The following is a 19,993-nucleotide window of genomic DNA, read 5'->3' as shown; positions in this document are numbered from 1 at the left end:
CGATGGAACCCTATGTCGGCCCGCTCAAGCAGGCGTCGAAGGACCTTCAGGCCGCAGGCATGTTCTTCATGCAGAACGGCATGAAGAACCCCAACGCCGCGCTCGCCGGCTCGACCGACTTCATGCACATGATGGGCCATGTCTGCATCGCGCTGATGTGGGCGCGCATGGCGCGGGTCTCGCTCGATGCCCTTGCAAACGGCACCCCGGACCCCGATTTCCATCAGACCAAGCTTGCGACCGCCCGCTACTACATGGCCCGCCAGCTGCCCGCGACCGCGATGCATCTTGCCCGCATCCAGTCGGGCGCAGACCCGGTCATGGGGCTCGCTGCCGACCAGTTCTGAGGGACCAAGATGCCAAAACGCCTGCGCCTCACCCGCCGCCCCAACCTCGCGATGTCCGAAGACGGATACCGCAAGCTCAGGGCGCTCGCGGGCGAGGCCGGGCTCGACGAGGGAGAGTTCCTCTCGTTCCTCTTCGAAAACTGGAAAAGCGTGGTGGACGACGACAATTTCACCCACCGCATCCGGCTGTTCAATTCCGAGCTGGAGGCGCGGAAGAAATGACCTTGGGCGGCCGCGCCCGGGGACAATGAGGAGATGTGAGTATTTGAACCAAGAAGAAGGGGAAGGAACACTCTGCCATTCCGTGCAGCCCCGCATCGGAGGCCAACCCGGCCCTGCACGCGGAGGATCGGATACGCAGAGTGCCTTCTCCTTGGGCGGTCATCGGCTCCCCAGCCTGTACCGCGACTCGGAGGCTAGGCGATTAACCTTAACAACTGGTTATGAGCCTTCTTCTTTGTGAAAATACCCCGCAGGGGGTGTGGGGGATGCGAAATCCCCCACCGGCACGACATCAGCCAGGGAGGATGGCCTATGACGATCAAGCTCTATTGCTTCGGGGAAAGCGGCAATGCCTACAAGGCGGCGCTGGCGCTGGAACTGTCGGGCCTGGACTGGGAGCCGGTGAAGGTCGATTTCTTCGGCGGCGAGACCCGCACGCCCGACTACCGCGCCAATGTCAACGAGATGGGCGAAGCACCCGTCCTGGTCGATGGCGACGTGAAACTGACCCAGTCGGGCGTGATCCAGCAATACGTGACCGACAAGAGCGGCAAGCATGGCGGCGCGCCCGAGGACCGCTACGAGGTCCTCCGCTGGGTGCTGTGGGACAACCACAAGCTGTCCTCCCAGGCCGGGATGACCCGCTTCCTGATGAACTTCCTGCCCGAAAAGCACCGCGACCCCAATGTCATCGCCTTCATGCAGGGCCGCCTGAAGGCCGCCTATGCCACGCTCAACGCCCATCTGGAGGGCCGCGACTGGATCGTGGGCGATGGCCTGACCAACGCCGATCTCTCCTGCTGCGGCTATCTCTATTACCCCGAGCCCTTCGGTTTCGACCGGGCCGACTGGCCCCATATCGACGCCTGGCTCACCCGCCTTTCGCAAATGCCGGGGTGGAAGCACCCCTACGACCTGATGCCCGGCAGCCCCGCTGACCGCGCCTGAAGTGAAGAGGACGATCATGACCGACGCCTATATCTACGACGCCATCCGCACCCCGCGCGGCAAGGGCCGCAAGGACGGCTCCTTGCACGAAGTCAGTGCAGCACGGCTTTCCGCCATCGCGCTCAACGCGCTCAAGGAGCGCAACAATCTCGAAGGCCACGCCGTCGAGGACGTGATCTGGGGCAATGTCACGCAAGTGGCCGAACAGGGTGCCTGCCTTGCACGCACCGCGGTCCTGGCTTCCGATCTCGACGAGTCCATTCCCGGCCTTTCCATCAACCGCTTCTGCGCGAGCGGTCTGGAGGCGGTGAACCTCGCCGCCAACCAGGTGCGCGGCGGCGCGGGCCAGGCCTATATCGCGGGCGGCGTCGAAAGCATGAGCCGCACGCCGATGGGCATGGATGGCGGCGCGATCGCGGTCGATCCCTCCATCGCGATGGAGATGTATTTCGTGCCGCAGGGCATCTCGGCCGACATCATCGCCACCGAATACGGTTTCAGCCGCGACGAGGCCGATGCGCTCGCCGTGGAATCCCAGAAGCGCGCGAAAGCGGCCTGGGACGCGGGGCGTTTCGCCGGGTCCGTCGTGCCGGTCCATGACCAGAACGGCCTGCCGATCCTGGCCCATGACGAATACATGCGGCCCGGCACCGACATGCAGTCGCTCGGTGGGCTCAAGCCGTCCTTCAAGGAGATGGGCGAGGTCATGCCCGGCTTCGACGCCGTGGCGCTGATGAAATACCCGCACCTGGAGCGGATCAACCACATCCACCACGCGGGCAACTCCTCGGGTATCGTGGACGGGGCCGCCGCCGTTCTGATCGGCTCCAAGGAATACGGCGAGGCGATGGGGCTGAAGCCGCGCGCCCGCATCCGGGCCACTGCCAAGATCGGCACCGATCCCACCATCATGCTGACCGGCCCCGTCCCGGTGACCCAGAAAATCCTGGCCGAAAGTGGGATGAACATCTCCGACATCGACCTGTTCGAGGTCAACGAGGCCTTCGCCTCGGTCGTCATGCGCTTTATGCAGGCCTTCGACGTGGACAATTCCAAGGTCAACGTGAATGGCGGCTCGATCGCCATGGGCCACCCGCTCGGGGCCACCGGCGCAATCATCCTGGGCACGCTCCTTGATGAGTTGGAGCGCACCGGCAAGGGCACCGGCCTTGCCACGCTCTGCATCGGCTCGGGCATGGGTGCGGCCACCATCATCGAGCGCGTGTGATGCCCAAACTCGACCTTTCCAAACTGGAGGCCCGCTCCGGCTCCATCTACCCCGCGCCCTACGACGCGGAAATGGAGGGGCGCAGTTCGCTTCGCGTGGGCGATGCGGGCGGGCTGACGCAGTTCGGCGCAAATATCGTGATCCTCGCCCCCGGCGCGAAATCCAGCTTGCGCCACTGGCACGTGGAACAGGACGAATTCGTCATGGTCACGCAAGGCAGTTGCACGCTCGTTGACGATCACGGCGAAACCCAGATGACCGTGGGCGACTGCGCCACCTTCCCGGCCAATGACGGCAACGGGCATCACTTCATCAACAATACCGATGACGAGGCGCGATTCCTTGTCATCGGCACCCGCACCCCCACCGAAACCGCCTGGTACAGCGATCTCGACCTGAAAGTCAGTGTCGACGCGACCGGTTTCACCTTTACCCGCAAGGACGGAAGCCCCCTTCAGGGAGACGACGAATGACCGATTTCACCATGACCACAGACGCCGACGGCGTCGCAACCATCACCTGGGACACCCAGGGCAAGAGCATGAACGTGATGACGCTGGAGGGCTGGGACGAGCTCGACGCGCTGATCGACCAGGCACTGGCCGATGACGCGATCAAGGGCGTGATCCTGACCAGCGGCAAGCCCGGCAGCTTCGCGGGCGGCATGGACCTCAAGGTCATCGCCAAGATGAAGGACATGGCGGGCGACAACCCGGCAGAGGGGCTCTTCAACGGGATCATGAATGCCCACCGCATCATGCGCAAGATCGAGCGCGCGGGCATGGACCCCAAGACGCTGAAGGGCGGAAAGCCGATTGCCTGCGCCCTGCCCGGCACCGCGCTTGGCATCGGCCTCGAAATCCCGCTTTCGTGCCACCGCATCTTTGCCGCCGATAACCCCAAGGCCAAGATCGGCCTGCCCGAAATCATGGTCGGCATCTTCCCCGGCGCGGGCGGCACCACCCGCCTCGTGCGCAAGATGGGCGCGATGACGGCCAGCCCCTTCCTGCTGGAAGGCAAGCTGTCCGACCCGAAGAAGGCCAATGCTGCGGGCATCGTGGATGAGGTCGTTCCGGCGGAGGATCTGCTTTCCGCCGCGAAAGACTGGGTCCTCAATGCCAAGGACGCCGATATCGTCAAGCCGTGGGACCAGAAGGGCTACAAGATGCCCGGCGGCGCCCCCTACCATCCGGCGGGTTTCATGACCTTCGTGGGCGCGTCCGCGATGGTGAACGGCAAGACCAAGGGCGTTTACCCGGCGGCCAAGGCGCTGCTCTCGGCCGTCTACGAAGGCGCGCTGGTGCCCTTCGACACGGCGCTGAAGGTGGAAGCGCGCTGGTTCACCAATGTGCTGATGAACCCCTCGTCCTCGGCCATGATCAACAGCCTCTTCGTCAACAAGGAAGCGCTGGAAAAAGGCGCGAACCGTCCCGACGTGGCCGATGAGACCGTCAAGAAGGTCGGCGTTCTGGGCGCGGGCATGATGGGCGCGGGCATCGCCTATGTCTCGGCCAAGGCCGGGATCGAGGTTGTGCTGATCGACAGCACGCAGGAAGCCGCCGACCGGGGCAAGAGCTACTCCACCGGCATTCTCGACAAGGGCATTTCGCGCCGCAAGGTGACGGAAGAGCAGAAAGAGGCGCTGCTGGCGCGCATCACCGCCACCACCGATTACGCCGCGCTCGAAGGCTGCGACCTGATCGTTGAGGCCGTGTTCGAAGACCCGTCCGTCAAGGCCGACGTCACCGCCAAGGCGGAAGCGGTCATCCCCGCGGACGCGATCTTTGCCACCAACACCTCGACCCTGCCGATCAGCGACCTGGCCAAGGCCAGCAAGCGGCCCGAGCAGTTCATCGGCATCCACTTCTTCAGCCCCGTCGACAAGATGCTGCTGGTGGAAATCATCAAGGGCAAGGAAACCGGCGACCGGGCCGTGGCCAAGGCGCTCGACTACGTGCGCCAGATCCGCAAGACGCCCATCGTGGTCAACGACGCCCGCTTCTTCTACGCCAACCGCTGCATCATTCCCTACATCAACGAAGGCATTCGCATGGTCAAGGAAGGCGTGGCCCCGGCGCTGATCGAGAACGCGGCCAAGCTTGTCGGCATGCCGCTTGGCCCCCTGCAACTGGTCGATGAGACCTCGATCGACCTCGGCGTGAAGATCGCCAAGGCAACCAAGGCCGCCATGGGTGACGCCTATCCCGATGCCGCCGTCGATGACGTGCTGTTCTGGATGGCCGACGAAGGCCGGCTGGGGCGCAAGTCGAGCGCGGGCTTCTACGCCTATGACGACAAGGGCAAGCGCCAGGGCCTGTGGGACGGTCTGGCCGCGCAATACCCGGTCGCGGCGGATCAGCCCGAGGTGACCGAGGTCCAGCACCGACTGCTCTTCGCGCAGGTGCTGGAGGCGGTCCGCGCGCTGGAGGAAGGCGTGTTGGAAGACATCCGCGAAGGCGACGTGGGCGCGATCTTGGGTTGGGGCTTCGCGCCGTGGTCGGGCGGCCCCTTCGGCTGGCTCGACATGCTGGGCGCACCCTACGCGGCCGAGCGCTGCGACGCGCTGACCGAAACCTACGGCGCCCGCTTCGCCTGCCCCGACCTGCTGCGCGAGATGGCCGACAAGGGCCACAGCTTCTACGGCCGCTTCGGCCCGCAGACCAGGGCGGCCGCCTGACCGCCTGGCAGCGCGCCCCGACGACAAAAGCCAACGCCGGTCCGAACGGGCCGGCGTTTCTCGTTCTGGGACAGTTGAACTCAGTCGAAGCTGCCACGCCCGCGACAGGCATGGCCAGTGCAACCCCGGCAATATCCGTTTTCCAGAAGTCCCATGAACGCCCTGCCCCCGTCCACCGACAGGGCCCGGCAGCCCGCGATTTCCACGACCTCCCCACGAGCGACGCAACTGCTTAGCCGATAGTCGTTCAGCACGTAGGTCCCGCCCGCGATGCCCACCACTTCGGGCCGATCGAACAGCAGATGATGCACCAGCGCCTCGGCCTTGGGTTGCATCGGCGTGATCCCGCGAAACCCTTCAAGCGCGCGCACCGGCACCAGCACGAAGGGATCGCCCGCCATCGTTTCCAACTGGTCGCATTCGAACAGAACCGCCTGATGGGGCAGAAGCGCAAGCGGCCGGTCGTTTCCCAGGACACCATCGGGGATATAGAAGGGCCACTGGTCCACGCTGCGGTCGACGCGACTGCCCCAGATCCGGCGTTGCACCACGGCCCGAACCTCGCGCAGCCCGTCCTCGAAGGTTTCCACCATCGCACCGGGCCGGATTTCGCTGACATCAAGGCTGCCGTACGGGGTCAGAACCGGGGTTCCCGACAACAGCCCTTCGGCGTGATCGGCATCGACCTCGGGAATATGCACTCCGCCCTCGATCCCGGAGGATGACAGGTTGGTGAGGCTACTCCAGAACGTGTGACTCATCGTTGCTCGTACTCGAGTTGGGCCGCTTCTTCTGCCAGACGGGGCCGGTTTGTTATGCTTGGGCCATCAAAGTAGGCCATCGCCGAGCAAACCAACACACGGTATTTGTGCAAATACGGTTTGCAAAAATCTGCACAAACGACCTCAAGCCATTGGGAAAATTCAGAAAATCACCCAATTCTGAGAGATTTTACGCGCTGGCGTGACTCGCCTGTCGCGTCCCGATGCGCCGCAAAGGCCCTGGACCCTGTCCTACCCCCCGTTCTGCCCCGCTTTCCGCTTAAATGTCTGACATTTGATCCCGCAGGTCGCTTCTGCCCCTTTCCTTTTGAAAAATCTCTGCCAAAACTCGGCCCCCAGAGGGGAAGCGGACGATTTCAGGGAGGACTGTCCATGGGCTGGATGAAGGATGAAACCGGGCTGGAAAAGCGCGCGGCCAATTTCGTGCCGCTGACACCGCTCAGCCACCTGCAACGCGCGCGGCTGGTCTTTCCCGATCACGAGGCGCTGGTCTATGGCAGCTTCCGCAAGACCTATGCCGAATACCACGCCCGGGTCAGCCGCCTGGCCTCGGCGCTCGCCGCGCGTGGCGTGGCCCCCGGCGACGTGGTCGCCACCGTCATGCCAAACGTCCCTGCCCAGGCCGAGGCGCTCTTCGGCGTGCCCGCCTGCGGCGCGGTGCTGAACACCATCAACACCCGGCTCGACATCGGCACGATCAGCTACATCCTCGACCACGGCGAAGCCTCCGTCGTCCTGGTCGACACCCAGTTCCTGGGCGCGGTCGAGGCCGCGATGCAGGAAATGGAGGCCGAGGACCTGCCGCTCATCGTCGAGGTGCCGGACGAGCAGGCGGGCTACCCCGCCTCGGGCCGTCACCTGACCTACGAGGACCTGCTGGCCGAGGGCGACGCGGATTTCGACTGGATCATGCCCGCCGACGAATGGGAATCGATCGCGCTCAATTACACCTCGGGCACCACCGGGCGGCCCAAGGGCGTGGTCTATCACCATCGCGGTGCCTACCTCATCACCCTGGGCACGCCCATTGCCTGGCGCATGACGCTGCATCCCCGGCTTCTGACCATCGTGCCCTTCTTCCACTGCAACAACTGGTGCCACACCTGGATGCTGCCCGCGCTTGGCGGCACCGTCGTGTGCTGCCGCGACGTGACCGCCAAGGCGATCTACGATGCCATCGCGGATGAGGGCGTGACCCATTTCGGCGGTGCGCCCATCGTGCTGAACATGATCGTGAACTCCGCCGAGGCCGACCGGCGCCCCTTCGACCACGTGGTCGAGGTCTTTACCGCGGGCGCGCCGCCCGCTGCCGCCACGCTCGCCGCAATCGAACCCATGGGCTTCAACGTCACCCAGGTCTACGGCCTGACCGAAACCTATGGCCACGCCACCGAATGCGTGTGGAAAGACGACCAGTGGGGCGATCTCGACCAGCAGGACCGCGCCGCCATCAAGGCGCGCCAGGGTGTCTGCCTGCCGACGATGGAACCCATCGCCGTGACCGACAGCGACATGGCCCAGATCCCGCAGGACGCCACCGCAACGGGCGAGATCATGATCCGTGGCAACTCGGTGATGAAGGGCTACTACAAGAACCCCCGCGCCACCGCCGAAGCCTTCAAGGGCGGGTATTTCCATTCCGGCGATATCGCGCTCCAGCACCCCGACAGCTACATCCAGATTGCCGACCGCGCCAAGGACATCATCATTTCGGGCGGCGAGAATATCAGCTCGGTCGAGGTCGAGGGCGCGCTGATGCACCACCCCGCGGTGCTGCTCTGCGCCGTGGTGGCCAAGCCCGACGACAAATGGGGCGAGGTGCCCTGCGCCTTCGTGGAACTGAAACCGGGCGTCGAGGCGAGCGAGGCCGATCTCATTGCCTTCGCACGCCAGCGCCTCGCCGGCTTCAAGACGCCCAAGCGCGTCGTGTTCCAGGAACTGCCCAAGACCTCGACGGGCAAGATCCAGAAATTCGAACTGCGCAAGGTCGCGGCCGATCTCTGAACCCACTGGCAAGGACCGAGCCATGAGCCTTTTCGAATCCCGCCTGCAATCCCTGCGCACCCGCATGGCGGCGGCGGGGCTCGATGTCGCCCTGATCACCGATGATGACAACGTCTATTACCTGACCGGCTATTACGACTACCTGCACATGGAATTCGGGCGGCCCACCATCCTCGTGGTCCCGCGCGAGGGGCAGAGCCTGCTGATCACCCCCACGATCGACCTCAATTCCGCGCTGGCCTCGGCCCGCGTCGACCGGATCGCCGCCTGGAACGACGGCATGGGCGCGGAGTGGCGGGCGGAACTGCCCGGCGCGCTGAAGGGGGCCGCCCGCATCGGTATCGAGCCCCACCACATGCCGCCCCTCGTGCGCGCCTATGTGGACGAGCTGACAGCCGCCACAAGCGTCGCCAGCGTGACCCCCATCCTCGCCGAGATGCGCATGATCAAGTCCCCTCAGGAACTGCAACTGGCCCGCCACGCGGGCGAGGTGGCGGGCGCGATGATGGCGGCAGGCCGTGCGGCCATCGGCGACGGGGTGCCGGAATACGAGGTCGCGCTGGCCACCTCGCAGGCGGGCACCCGCAAGGCGGCCGAACTTCTGTCGGCCCATTACGATGATGCCGACATGTCGCCCAACACCCATTTCCTGCAAATCATGGCCTCGGGCCGGGACATCGTGAAAACCCATCACCGTGCCTCGACCCGGATCATGCGGCGGGGCGAACCGGTCTTCCTGTGCTTCTGCGGGATGACCAATTTCCACCGCTTCAAACTGGGCTTCGACCGCACCTTCTGGATCGGCGAGGCCCCCGACGACCAGGCGGCGGTCTACGAGGTCGCCGTGGCCAGCCAGAAGGCCGCGCTCGACGCGCTTGGGCCCGGTGTCACCGCTGAAAGCGTGCATGCCGCCTATGCCGAGGTGATCCAGGGCGCGGGCTTCGAATACCCGTTCCGCTGTGGGCGCGCGACGGGCTTCAGCTTCCTCGAGAAACCGCAGCTTGTGACGGGCGACAGCACGATCCTGCAACCGGGCATGGTGCTGGCCGTCGACGGATCGGTGTCGGTCGAAACCTTCCGCGCGCAGGTGGGCGACAGCTTCATCATCACCGACACCGGGTGGGAGCCTCTCACCCATCACCCCAAGGCACTGGGGGAGGTCATTCTCTGAACCACCGGGCGACCGGCTGCCGCAACGGGCAGGATCTGGCGCAGGTCCCTAGCTTTCAAATCGACGGGCAGCGGCGCAGCCTGCGCTTGCCCATGCCGGGCCGGGGCGCGGCCTCTTCCCACCGCCACCAGATGCCCCCTGCCCCGTCGACCCCCGGACATTTCGGGCGGTTCTGGCCCGCGCCCTTCCGGCGTCCGATATGCCTTCGCGTCTGCACGGAGGGTGTACAGGGGGTGTACGGGGGGCACCGGGGTCTTTTTGGACCACGGCGAGTTGAGCAAACCGCGCCAATCCGGTAGGCTTCCTTCCAGTTGGGCAGATAAAATCGAGCAATGACGGCGCTTAGCGAATATCAGCGTCTGGAGACGACAGGGCTCTGGCGGGAAACCCCCGACAGCCAGCGCCGAGAGGTCGTCGTGTCATTGGGCGATGCCACGCTGGTGATCTCGACCATGGCCGAAACCGCCCTGTCGCACTGGTCGCTTCCGGCCGTCAAGCGATTGAATCCAGGGAAAAATCCGGCCCTCTATGCCCCTGATGGCGAGGCCGATGAACTGCTCGAACTCAGCGATGCCGACATGATCGAAGCGATCGAGCGGGTGCGCAGCGTGATCGAGAAACGCCGCCCGCATCCGGGGCGCCTGCGGCTTTGGCTCGGTGGGGTGCTCAGCCTCGTGACGATCCTCGTCTGCGTGCTGTGGCTGCCCGGCGCGCTGATGCGCCAGACCGCGCAAGCCCTGCCCGCCGCCGCCCGCATCGAGATCGGCCAACGCATCCTCGCCGGCATGGCCGACCTCGCCGGCCGCCCTTGCGCGGGACGCGATGGTGTTGAAATCACGCGAGAATTCAGCGCAGCCGTTTTCGGCTCAGCGGCCCCGCAGATCATCGTTCTGCCCTCCACGGCGCAGGTCACGGCGCATCTGCCGGGCAATATCATGGTGATCAACCGGTCCCTCGTGGAAGATTACGAAGACCCAGCCGTGCTGGCCGGTTTCCTGCTGGCCGAGGACCTGCGCCGCCGCCAACAACTGCCGATGCTGCGCCTGTTGGAGGAAGCGGGACTGATGGCCACGGGTCGGCTTCTGACCACGGGCGAGATCGACGGAAGCTACCTGCGCGCGCATGCCGCCCGCCTGCTGACCACGCCGCCTGCACCCGTCGCCACCGACCGCCTGCTGGCGCGTTTCGAGCAGGCCGGGATAAGCTCGGAGCCTTATGCCTATGCGATTGATCTGACTGGGGAAACCGTACTCGACCTGATCGAGGGCAACCCCATGAGGGGTCGCCTGCGTGCGCCCTTGCTGACCGACCAGAACTGGATCGCCCTCCAGGAAATCTGCGATGGCTGAGCGGCCTAGCGCGTGACCGCCGCGCTGTAGCCGATCCCGCGCACGCGCATCAGCATCCGGCCAAGCGCCTGCGGGTCGTCGAAGGGACCGGCCAGCACGACGAAGCCCGTCACCTCGCCGCCACGCTCCACCCCGCCGAGCTGCGTTGCAACCCCGCGCTGCTGAAGCCTCAGGCGCGCATCATCGGCGCTGTCGCGGTCCGAATAGCGGGCAATTTCCACGTAGCGATGCCCTGCCCCGACATGGATCGTCGGCGCCGGCGTCTCGGCCTCTTCGGCCGCGATATCGGGCGTCGAGGAGGCGCGGGTCACAACAGGCTGCGCCGAGGGGGCCTGGGCGGCCCGGCTGACAGCCACACCATCGGCTGCGGGATCAATGGGTTCCATTGGCACGGTATCTGTCCAGAGAGCCGCCATCGCCGCGTCGCCCTGGGGCGTGGCATGGGCCAGGCCCCTGGCCGCATTCAGGCGGCCATCATCCCAGGCCGGGCGATAGCCCTCGGGAACGACCTGCGCCGTCAGCTCGACCTGCCGGGCCTGGGCCGCGGCAGCGCCCGCGCGCAGCACGGGTTGTCCATCGGCGGGATGGATGGCCTGGGGACCGCAGCGCACGTTGGCCCCGTTCATGTAGAAGCCCGCATTGGCGGGCATGCCCTGGCAGCTGACAGTGCGCATCTGTTGTGGCGCAGGGGCCGCAGGCGCAGCAGCGGGCGCAGGCGCGGCAGCCACGCGCACGGGCGCGGGACGCACGACGGGCGCCGGGGCCGTCGTCGCGGGGGCAGAGGCTGCGACCTGGGCGGGCGCGGCGGGCGCGGCGCTGGCCACGGGAGCCTGCGGCTCCGACGCGGGCGCGCTGGCCACGGCCACCGGGGCCTCGGTCTGGATCGACGGCTGATATCCGCAAAGCGGCTGGCGGTCCCGGGTCACGCGCGGCACCCAGGTTTCTTCGCCACCATATCCGGCCCGGATGAAGACACAGCCTCGGCTGTCAACATATTGATCGGCCCGGTAACTTGCCGGTGGCAGTTCGGCGGGACCAGAGCCGAGCTCGGCCAGGCTCTGGGAAAATGCGGGACCACAAAGAACGACCGCGAGGGCCAGGCCGGACACGGCCTTCAACATACACATCACAGACAACCCCCATTGCTGTTGTGGAAACAGTGGCAGAGGATTGGTGACAGGTAAAGGGGTGTGGCTTATTTCGTGCCAAACATGCGGTCACCCGCATCCCCTAGTCCCGGAACGATGTAGCCTTTCTCGTTCAGGTGGCTGTCCAGCGCGGCGGTCACGATGGGCACATCGGGATGCGCCTCCTGCATCCGGGCGACGCCCTCGGGCGCGGCCAGCAGGCACAGGAAGCGGATGTTCTTGGCCCCGGCCTTCTTCAGCAGGTCGATCGCGGCAGCCGAGCTGTTGCCGGTGGCCAGCATCGGGTCGACGGCGATCACCATGCGCTTGCCCAGTTCATCGGGCACCTTGAAATAGTATTGCACGGGCTTCAGCGTCGCCTCGTCGCGATAGAGCCCCACGAAGCCCACGCGCGCCGACGGGATCAGTTCCAGCATCCCGTCCAGCAGCCCGTTGCCCGCCCGCAGGATCGAGATGAGCGCCAGCTTGCGTCCCGCCAGAACGGGGGCTTCCATATCGGTCAGCGGCGTGTCGATGAGCTTGGTCGTCATCGGCAGTTCGCGCGTCACCTCGTAGGCCAGAAGCTGGCTGATCTCGCGCAGAAGCTGGCGGAAAACGGCGGTCGAGGTGTCCTTTTCCCGCATCAGGGTCAGCTTGTGCTGAACCAGCGGGTGATCGACGATGGTGAGGTGCTGCATCACGTCCCTTTCTTGAGTTTGGCGGCCACACGCTCTTTCGTGGCCGCGTCGCAGAAGGCGGCGGCAAGCGCGTTGGCGTTGATGTCGTCAAAGATCTCGTCATCCCAGCCGAACGTATCGGCCAGGTGGTCATACTCGGCACTCATGGTGGTATGGAAGAAGGGCGGGTCATCGGTAGAGACCGTGACCTTCACGCCCCGTTCGCGAAGCTTTTCGATGGGATGGTCGCGCCAGGACGGGAAGACGCCCAGGAACACGTTCGAGCCCGGGCAGCATTCCAGCGTGATCCCGGCTTCGGCGATTTCATCGACCAGGGCCAGGTCCTCGATGGCCTGAACTCCGTGACCGATCCGTTCGACGCGCAGGTCGCGCAGGGCATCGCGCACGCTTTGCGCGCCGCCCCATTCGCCCGCATGCGCCGTCAGCCTCAGCCCCGCTTCGCGGGCACAGTCGAAGGCCCAGAGAAAATCCTTTGGTTTGCCCACCAGCTCATCGCCCGCAATGCCAAACCCGGTGATGAAATCCCCCACGGTTTCCGCCGCGCATTCGGCAATCGGCTTGGCCTTCTCGGGACCGAAATGGCGGATCGGCGTGATGATGCCGCGCAGCGTGATGCCAAGCTCGGCTTCGGCGCGGGCGGCGGCTTCCTCCATCGCGTGCAGATATTCGCGCCAGGCCGCCAGATCGCCGCCACCACAGAAATCGGGGCTGATGAAGGTCTCGGAATAGACGACGCCGTGCTCGGCGCTTTCCTCCAGCACTGCGCGCATGAGGCGGGCATAATCCTCGGGCGAGGTCAGCACGCTGGTCGCGGCCTCGTAGACCTTCAGGAAGTGCCAGAAATCCTTGTAGGAATAGCTGCCATCCTCGCGGAAGATACCCGACAGATCGACGGATTTTTCCTTGGCGATCCCGCGAATGAAGGCCGGTGGCGCACCGCCTTCGAGATGCAGGTGAACCTCGATCTTGGGGATGGATTTCATAGGAAGCTCTTGCCCGGTCCTTGTGATGGCACGCCCAGATGGGCCGCGATGGAAGCCGCCACATCGGTGAAGGCACAAAGCCCTATCTGCCCGCTTTGCGGCCCCTTGCCAAGCACCGGCACCCGTTCGCGGGTGTGGTCGGTGCCGATCCAGGTGGGATCGTTGCCGTGATCGGCGGTGAAGATCATCAGGTCGTCGGGGCGCAGGCGGGCCAGGATCGGCCCGATTTCCGCGTCGAACCATTCCAGGTGGTGCGCATAGCCCGACACGTCGCGCCGGTGGCCGTAAACGCTGTCGAACTCGACGAAATTGGCGAAGGTCAGGCTGCCCTCCTCGGCCTGGTCCACGAGATCCGAGAGGTGCCCCATCAAGGTCGAGTCCGCCCCCTTCACCGCGTCGTCGATGCCGCGCATGGAAAAGATGTCGCCGATCTTGCCCACGGCATGCACCTTGCGGCCCGCGCCCTGCACCCAGTCGCACAGCGTGGGCGCTGGCGGCATGATGGCGTAGTCGTGGCGGTTGGGGGTGCGCGTGTAGGCGCCGGGATCGCCCACGAAGGGGCGCGCGATCACCCGACCCACCCGCATCGCATGAAGCGTCGGGGCCAGTTTCTCGCAAAGGTCATAAAGCCGGTCGAGCCCGAAGGTCTCTTCGTGCGCGGCGATCTGGAAGACGCTGTCGGCTGAGGTGTAGCAGATGGGCCAGCCGGTTTGCTGGTGCCGCTCCCCCTCCACGTCGATGATGAGCGTGCCTGACGCATGGCGGTTGCCAAGGATGCCGTCGGTGCCTGCGATGCGCTTGACCTCTTCGATCAGTTCGGGCGGGAAACTGTTTTCGGTCTCGCTGAAATAGGTCCAGTCCCAGGGCACCGGCAGGCCCGCCAGTTCCCAGTGACCCGAGGGCGTGTCTTTGCCCGGGCTGACCTCGGTTGCCGCCCCCCACAGGCCATGCGCCGGGGCCGAGAGGCCGGGCACCTCGGTGCCCGAGGCGATCCTCACCGCTTGGCCAAGGCCAAGCGCGGATAGGTTGGGCATCCGCAGCGGACCGCTGCGCCCCACCTCTGCCTTGCCCGCCGCGCAGGCGGCCGCGATATGGCCGAGCGTATTGGCCCCGGTATCGGGATGGCCGTCATTGAAGAACCGGTCTGCATCGGGCGCGCCGCCGCAGCCCACGGAATCCATCACGACGAGGAAAGCGCGCGGCATCAGCCGATCCTTTCGTGGATGAGGTCGGGCACTGTGACGGGGGCGTCCGACAGGCGGTAGGCCGCATGAAGCGCCTCGGCGGCGCGGCGGGCCTCGTCCTCGGTGCGGGCATGGATGCGCGCCAGCGGGCGCTGGTCATCGACCCTGTCGCCAAGCGCCGCAAGGTCCGACAGGCCGACGGCAGGGTCGACGGCGTCGGTCTGCACCAGCCGTCCGCCGCCCAGATGCACCACCACCTCGCCCACGGCGCGGGTGTCGATGGCGACGACATAGCCCGACGTCCTTGGCGCGATCTCGACCATGACGGGGGCGGCGGGCAGGCGGTCGCGCCAGAGCGACACGAAGTCCCTCGGTCCGCCAAGGGCCGCCACCATGCGCCCGAAGATCTCGGCGGCCGCGCCCGAGGTGAGTGCGGCGTTGATCTTGCGCTCACCCTCGGCTGCATTCTCGGCAAGCCCGCCAAGCGCCAGCAATTCACCCCCAAGCGAGAGCGTCACCTGTCTGAGCCGTGCAGACCCGCCCGACCCGGTCAGGATTTCCATCGCCTCGATTACCTCGAGCGCGTTGCCCGCGGTCGAGGCCAGCGGCTGGTTCATGTCGGTCAGAAGCGCGGTGCAGCGGCACCCGGCCCCCTGCGCCGTATCGACCAGCGATTGCGCCAGCGCCAGCGCATCCTCGGGCGTGGCCATGAAGGCGCCCGAGCCTGTCTTGACATCCAGCACCAGCCCCTCCAGCCCCTCGGAGAGCTTCTTGGACAGGATGGACGCGGTGATAAGGTCGACGCTTTCCACGGTGGAGGTTACATCGCGCACCGCGTAGAGCCGCTTGTCGGCGGGGGCGATTTCACCAGACGCACCGACGATGGCACAGCCCACCTCGCGCACCACGCGGGCCAGTTCCTCGTTGCCGATAATGGCGCGGTAGCCGGGGATCGCCTCCATCTTGTCGAGCGTGCCTCCGGTATGGCCAAGGCCCCTGCCCGACAGCATCGGAACATAGGCCCCGCAGGCCGCAAGCGCAGGCGCCAGCGGAAGCGAGACCACGTCGCCCACCCCGCCCGTGGAATGCTTGTCCAGAACCGGGCCATCCACGTCCCAGGACAGCACCTGCCCTGTGTCGCGCATTGCATGGGTCAGGCTGACACGCGCATCGGGGCCGATCGGGCTCTTGCAGATGGCCATGGCGAAAGCCCCCGCCTGTGCATCGCTGACGGTGCCGTCGGCAAGCCCTTGCGCGAACCAGCGGTAGTGGTCGGGCGTCAGCGGCTCGCCCACGCGCAACCGCGCGAGGATCTCGCGGGCATCCATGGGTCAGACCCCCTCCATGTGACCCATGCCGAAGGCACCGGGCAAGAGCTCGCCCACGGTGGTTTCGAGCCGCTTGCCATCGGTGGTGGCCAGCGTCACGGGGGTGGAGGGGTCGGCGAATTCCGCCAGCTTCTGCCGGCAGCCCCCGCAGGGCGGCACCGGCGCGGGGCAATCGGCGATGACCGCGATCTCGGCAATCCGGCTGTCGCCCGCCGCGATCATGGCCGCGATCGCCCCCGCCTCGGCACAGGTGCCTTCCGGATAGGCCGCGTTTTCGACATTGACGCCAAGGTGCAGGTTGCCCTCGGTGCTGCGGATCGCGGCGCCCACCTTGAAGCGGGAATAGGGCACATAGGCGTTTTCGCGCACGCGCGCGGCATCATCGACCAGTGACATCGGGATAACCTCCGGGCTTTTCGCCCAGTGTGATCCTGCCAAGTGCCAGTTGCAAGCCTTCCGCTACTGCACGTTTTCACGCAGCGCGCGGCGCTCCACCTGGCCGATCAGCGTGGTCAGCGCATCGGCACAGGTGTTGATCAGCGGGCGGGCATCGGCCAGCCGGTTGCGATGCGCGGCGGCATTGAGCGCCTCGGCCATGACCTGCAACCGGTCCGCCCCGACAGCGCCGGAGAGCGAGATCAGGATATGGCTCTGCGCCCGAACGGTCTGCGTGTCATTGGCCCGGATCGCGCAGGCCAGTTCGGATTTCACGCTGCGCAGGTCCTGCAAGAGATGGTCCAGGAACTCTGCCTTGCCCGCCGGTCCGGCGGCCTGCAGGACCGCTTCGAAACGGTTCCGGTTGAGCGTGCCAATCAGCGGCGTTTCGAGGTCGGGCTCAGGCACCACCTGGCCGAGCTTGCGGCTGACGTGACGGCGCAGGGCCTGGCCGAAGGCCGTCACGGAGCGGATCGGCTTGGCGATGATGCCGTCTGCCCCGGCGGCATAGATCGCCTCGCGGTTTTCGCGCATGACATAGGCCGTCAGCGCCACCAGCGGCGTGTCGAAGGCAGGGTCGGCGCGCAGCCGTTTCATCACCTCGATCCCTGACAGGCGCGGCATCTCGATGTCGATCAGCGCAATGTCGACAGGGTCGCGCGCAAGAATTTCCAGCGCCTCCTGCCCGTCGCGCGCCAGGACCATTCGGGCATCCATCGCCGACAGCATCTGGCGCACGAGCAACTGGTTGGTCTCATTGTCCTCGGCCACCAGGACCGTCAGGTCCGACAGGTCGGGCATGTCGGCGGCCTCGTCCCGGCATTCCCAGGCCTCGCGCGGCAGCGTCAGCATGACCCGCGCGCCGCCGCCCGGCAGGTTGGAGACCGCAAGCGTCGCGCCCAGGGCATCGGCAAGATCCTTGGAAATATGCAGGCCGAGCCCGGTGCCGGGGCGCGCCTCGTCCTCGGGGCGCCCGCCAGCCCGGAAGAGCCTGCGCAGCGCGGATTCGGAAAAGCCGCGGCCCTGGTCGCGCACCGCGAAGACAAGGTTACCCTCTTCCTGCCGAACACAAAGCCGGACCTCGCCCTCGTCCGTGAATTTCAGCGCATTGGCGATCAGGTTGCCCAGGATCCTGTCGAGTTTCAGCCGCGAGACATGGATCTGTTCGGGCACGTGGCGATCGACCTGCATGGCGAAGGCCAGCCCCTGTTCGCGCGCGCGCCCGGCCCAACGCATCTCGATCCCGGCCAGGAAACTGCGGAAATCGAAGCTGCGAATGCCGCCATCCGTCGCTGTCTGCCCCGAACTGAGCTGGATAATGCCGTCGACAAGCTCGGCCAGCGTTTCCCCGGCCGCCAGCACACGCTCGATCTGGCCCTGCACTTCGGGTGTGAGCCGGTCGGAATCGATCAGGCGGAGCCCGCCGATCACGTCGGACATGGCGGCGCGGATGTCATGCCCGTAGAGCCGCAGCGCATCGCGCACCGCGTCAATCCGGGCCTCATCGACGTCATGTTGACCCGTCGGAACCTCCAGGCTGTCCCGTCCCCGGTCCTTGTCACTATTCATGGCCGCGCCTTCACGCGAAAATTCCGCCCTGACGGGCGGGACGTCCCCCGCCCCCATCCATCGGGAAGAATGGTTAATTTTGGGTTAACAACGAAACAGGCCGGACCTTGCGGCCCGGCCTGATCGGTTTGGGATCGGCTCGCCCTTATTTCGGGTAGCCGAGCTCTTTCAACGCGTCCGCGATTTCGTCGAGGATCACCGGATCGTCGATGGTCGCGGGCATCTTGAACGCCTTGCCATCGGCGATGTTGACCATCGTGCCGCGCAGGATCTTGCCCGAGCGGGTCTTGGGCAGACGCTGAACCACGGTGGCCAGCTTGAAGGCGGCCACGGGGCCGATCTTCTCGCGCACCAGCTTGACGCATTCGGCGACCACGTCGTCGGCCGCTTTCACCGTGCCTGCGTTGAGGCAGAGGAAGCCCATGGGCATCTGCCCCTTGAGCTGGTCGGCAACGCCGATGACGGCACATTCGGCCACGTCGGGGTGGCTGGCCAGCACCTCTTCCATCGCGCCGGTGGACAGGCGGTGCCCGGCCACGTTGATGACGTCATCGGTGCGCGCCATGATGTAGAGATAGCCATCCTCGTCTTTGTAGCCCGCGTCCCCGGTTTCATAGTAGCCGGGGAAATGGTCGAGGTAGGACTTGCGGAAGCGCGGCTCGGCGTTCCACAGCGTCGGCAGCGTGCCCGGCGGCAGCGGCAGCTTGATCGCGATGGCGCCAAGTTCGCCGTCCTTCACCGGATGCCCCCCCTCGTCAAGGATCTGAACATCGTAGCCCGGCATCGGCACAGAGGGCGAGCCGATCTTGATCGGCAGTTGCTCGATCCCGAGCGGGTTGCCCGCGATGGCCCAACCGGTTTCGGTCTGCCACCAGTGATCCACCACGGGAACGCCAAGCTTGGCCTGCGCCCATTCGATCGTGTCGGGATCGGCGCGTTCGCCGGCCAGGAAGAGCGACTCCAAGGACGAAATGTCGTAATCGCCCACAAGGTTGCCCTGCGGATCTTCGCGCTTGATCGCGCGGAAAGCCGTGGGGGCGGTAAAGAGGCACTTGACCTTGTGATCCTGGATCACGCGCCAGAACGTGCCCGCATCGGGGGTGCCCACGGGCTTGCCCTCGAACACGATCGTGGTGCAGCCATAGGTCAGCGGGCCGTAGCAGATATAGCTGTGTCCCACGACCCAGCCCACGTCCGACGCGGCCCAGAACACCTCGCCGGGGTTCATGTCGTAGAGGTTGCGCATGGTCCAGTTCAGCGCCACCAGGTGACCAGCCGTGTGCCGGATCACGCCCTTGGGCTGGCCGGTGGTGCCGGAGGTATAGAGGATATAGGCCGGGTGGTTGCCCTCGACGGGCACGCAATCGGCAGGCTCGACGCCATACTGGAAGGCATGCCAGTCAACGTCGCGGCCCTCGTCAAGATGGGCCACTTCCTGTTCGCGCTGGAAGATGACGCAGAAGTCGGGCTTGTGCTCGGCCATCTCGATCGCACCGTCGAGCAGCGGCTTGTAGTGAACGACGCGGCCCGGCTCCAACCCGCAGGAGGCGGCGATGATGCATTTGGGCTGACAGTCGTCGATGCGCACGGCCAGTTCGTTCGCGGCAAAGCCGCCAAACACGACCGAGTGGATGGCACCAAGACGGGCGCAGGCCAGCATCGCTTCCAGCGCCTCGGGGACCATCGGCATGTAGATGATGACGCGGTCGCCCTTCTCGACGCCCTTGGCGCGCAGCGCACCGGCCAGGCTGGCCACGCGGTCGCGCAGCTCGGCATAGGTGATCTCGTGCCGGGAATGGGTGATCGGGCTGTCATGGATGATGGCGATGCGGTCGCCGTGGCCGGCCTCGACGTGACGGTCCACCGCGTTCCAGCAGCCGTTCAGCTTGCCGTCTGCGAACCATTCGTAAAGCGGGGCGTTTTCGTCAAAGAGTGCCTTCG

General features: G+C 65.9%; 18 protein-coding genes. 9 read left to right on the top strand and 9 right to left on the bottom strand.

Annotation, left to right across the window (positions count from 1 at the left end):
• The 6 genes from ACEQXV_RS06390 to ACEQXV_RS06365 all read left to right on the top strand — a co-directional run.
• Window positions 1-347, top strand: a 347-nt coding sequence (locus ACEQXV_RS06390; RefSeq protein ID WP_370268373.1) for an acyl-CoA dehydrogenase C-terminal domain-containing protein, incomplete at its 5' end; no start/stop codon positions are given.
• Window positions 348-356: 9 nt separating this feature from the next.
• On the top strand, window positions 357-569 hold the full coding sequence (locus tag ACEQXV_RS06385) for a hypothetical protein (protein WP_370253718.1): 213 nt from the start codon (window positions 357-359) through the stop codon (window positions 567-569).
• 312 nt (window positions 570-881) lie between these two features.
• Window positions 882-1,517: a glutathione S-transferase family protein gene (locus ACEQXV_RS06380; RefSeq protein WP_370253716.1), complete on the top strand. Its 636-nt coding sequence runs from the start codon at window positions 882-884 to the stop codon at window positions 1,515-1,517.
• 16 nt (window positions 1,518-1,533) lie between these two features.
• On the top strand, window positions 1,534-2,745 hold the full coding sequence (locus ACEQXV_RS06375) for an acetyl-CoA C-acetyltransferase (RefSeq protein ID WP_370268372.1): 1,212 nt from the start codon (window positions 1,534-1,536) through the stop codon (window positions 2,743-2,745).
• Complete coding sequence (locus ACEQXV_RS06370; RefSeq protein WP_370268370.1) at window positions 2,745-3,218, top strand: cupin domain-containing protein; 474 nt, start codon at window positions 2,745-2,747, stop codon at window positions 3,216-3,218. Before ACEQXV_RS06375 ends, ACEQXV_RS06370 begins: the two co-directional genes overlap by 1 nt.
• Window positions 3,215-5,422: a 3-hydroxyacyl-CoA dehydrogenase NAD-binding domain-containing protein gene (locus ACEQXV_RS06365; protein ID WP_370268368.1), complete on the top strand. Its 2,208-nt coding sequence runs from the start codon at window positions 3,215-3,217 to the stop codon at window positions 5,420-5,422. Before ACEQXV_RS06370 ends, ACEQXV_RS06365 begins: the two co-directional genes overlap by 4 nt.
• Before the next feature lie 80 nt (window positions 5,423-5,502).
• Here ACEQXV_RS06365 and ACEQXV_RS06360 read toward each other — a convergent pair whose 3' ends face one another.
• Complete coding sequence (locus ACEQXV_RS06360; RefSeq protein WP_370253711.1) at window positions 5,503-6,183, bottom strand: Hint domain-containing protein; 681 nt, start codon at window positions 6,181-6,183, stop codon at window positions 5,503-5,505.
• Between the two features lie 393 nt (window positions 6,184-6,576).
• On the opposite strand from ACEQXV_RS06360, the gene ACEQXV_RS06355 reads away from it, so the two are divergent.
• The 3 genes from ACEQXV_RS06355 to ACEQXV_RS06345 all read left to right on the top strand — a co-directional run bounded on the left by ACEQXV_RS06355 (window position 6,577) and on the right by ACEQXV_RS06345 (window position 10,728).
• The gene (locus ACEQXV_RS06355) at window positions 6,577-8,208 is read left to right on the top strand and encodes an AMP-binding protein (RefSeq protein ID WP_370268367.1); all 1,632 of its coding nucleotides are present in this window, start codon (window positions 6,577-6,579) and stop codon (window positions 8,206-8,208) included.
• Window positions 8,209-8,230: 22 nt separating this feature from the next.
• Window positions 8,231-9,379: a M24 family metallopeptidase gene (locus ACEQXV_RS06350; protein ID WP_370268366.1), complete on the top strand. Its 1,149-nt coding sequence runs from the start codon at window positions 8,231-8,233 to the stop codon at window positions 9,377-9,379.
• A gap of 332 nt (window positions 9,380-9,711) precedes the next feature.
• Entirely contained in the window at window positions 9,712-10,728 is a 1,017-nt protein-coding gene (locus tag ACEQXV_RS06345; RefSeq protein WP_370268364.1) for a hypothetical protein, read from the top strand.
• 5 nt (window positions 10,729-10,733) lie between these two features.
• Here ACEQXV_RS06345 and ACEQXV_RS06340 read toward each other — a convergent pair whose 3' ends face one another.
• The 8 genes from ACEQXV_RS06340 to ACEQXV_RS06305 form a co-directional block, all read right to left on the bottom strand.
• Window positions 10,734-11,855 carry an SPOR domain-containing protein gene (locus tag ACEQXV_RS06340; RefSeq protein WP_370253706.1) on the bottom strand — a complete coding sequence of 374 codons (1,122 nt, stop codon included), beginning with the start codon at window positions 11,853-11,855 and terminating at the stop codon, window positions 10,734-10,736.
• 68 nt (window positions 11,856-11,923) lie between these two features.
• Window positions 11,924-12,553, bottom strand: coding sequence for a uracil phosphoribosyltransferase (upp, locus tag ACEQXV_RS06335; RefSeq protein WP_370253704.1), 630 nt, complete (start codon window positions 12,551-12,553; stop codon window positions 11,924-11,926).
• Window positions 12,553-13,536 (bottom strand): adenosine deaminase, encoded by a 984-nt coding sequence (locus ACEQXV_RS06330; protein WP_370268363.1) that lies wholly within the window; start codon window positions 13,534-13,536, stop codon window positions 12,553-12,555. The genes upp and ACEQXV_RS06330 overlap by 1 nt, the downstream gene beginning before the upstream one ends.
• The gene (locus tag ACEQXV_RS06325; protein WP_370268362.1) at window positions 13,533-14,741 is read right to left on the bottom strand and encodes a phosphopentomutase; all 1,209 of its coding nucleotides are present in this window, start codon (window positions 14,739-14,741) and stop codon (window positions 13,533-13,535) included. Before ACEQXV_RS06325 ends, ACEQXV_RS06330 begins: the two co-directional genes overlap by 4 nt.
• Window positions 14,741-16,048 (bottom strand): thymidine phosphorylase, encoded by a 1,308-nt coding sequence (locus ACEQXV_RS06320; RefSeq protein ID WP_370268360.1) that lies wholly within the window; start codon window positions 16,046-16,048, stop codon window positions 14,741-14,743. Before ACEQXV_RS06320 ends, ACEQXV_RS06325 begins: the two co-directional genes overlap by 1 nt.
• Before the next feature lie 3 nt (window positions 16,049-16,051).
• Window positions 16,052-16,444 (bottom strand): cytidine deaminase, encoded by a 393-nt coding sequence (locus ACEQXV_RS06315; protein ID WP_370253699.1) that lies wholly within the window; start codon window positions 16,442-16,444, stop codon window positions 16,052-16,054.
• A gap of 63 nt (window positions 16,445-16,507) precedes the next feature.
• Entirely contained in the window at window positions 16,508-18,052 is a 1,545-nt protein-coding gene (locus tag ACEQXV_RS06310; RefSeq protein WP_370253697.1) for a response regulator, read from the bottom strand.
• 145 nt (window positions 18,053-18,197) lie between these two features.
• Window positions 18,198-19,993: propionyl-CoA synthetase (locus ACEQXV_RS06305; protein ID WP_370268359.1), on the bottom strand; the 1,796-nt coding region annotated here is incomplete at its 5' end.

Origin of the sequence: Nioella sp., assembly GCF_964229645.1 — a bacterium.
Taxonomy (GTDB): domain Bacteria; phylum Pseudomonadota; class Alphaproteobacteria; order Rhodobacterales; family Rhodobacteraceae; genus Nioella.
The sequence above is the reverse complement of the archived record's forward strand: the minus strand, read 5'-3'. Positions and strand labels throughout refer to the sequence as shown.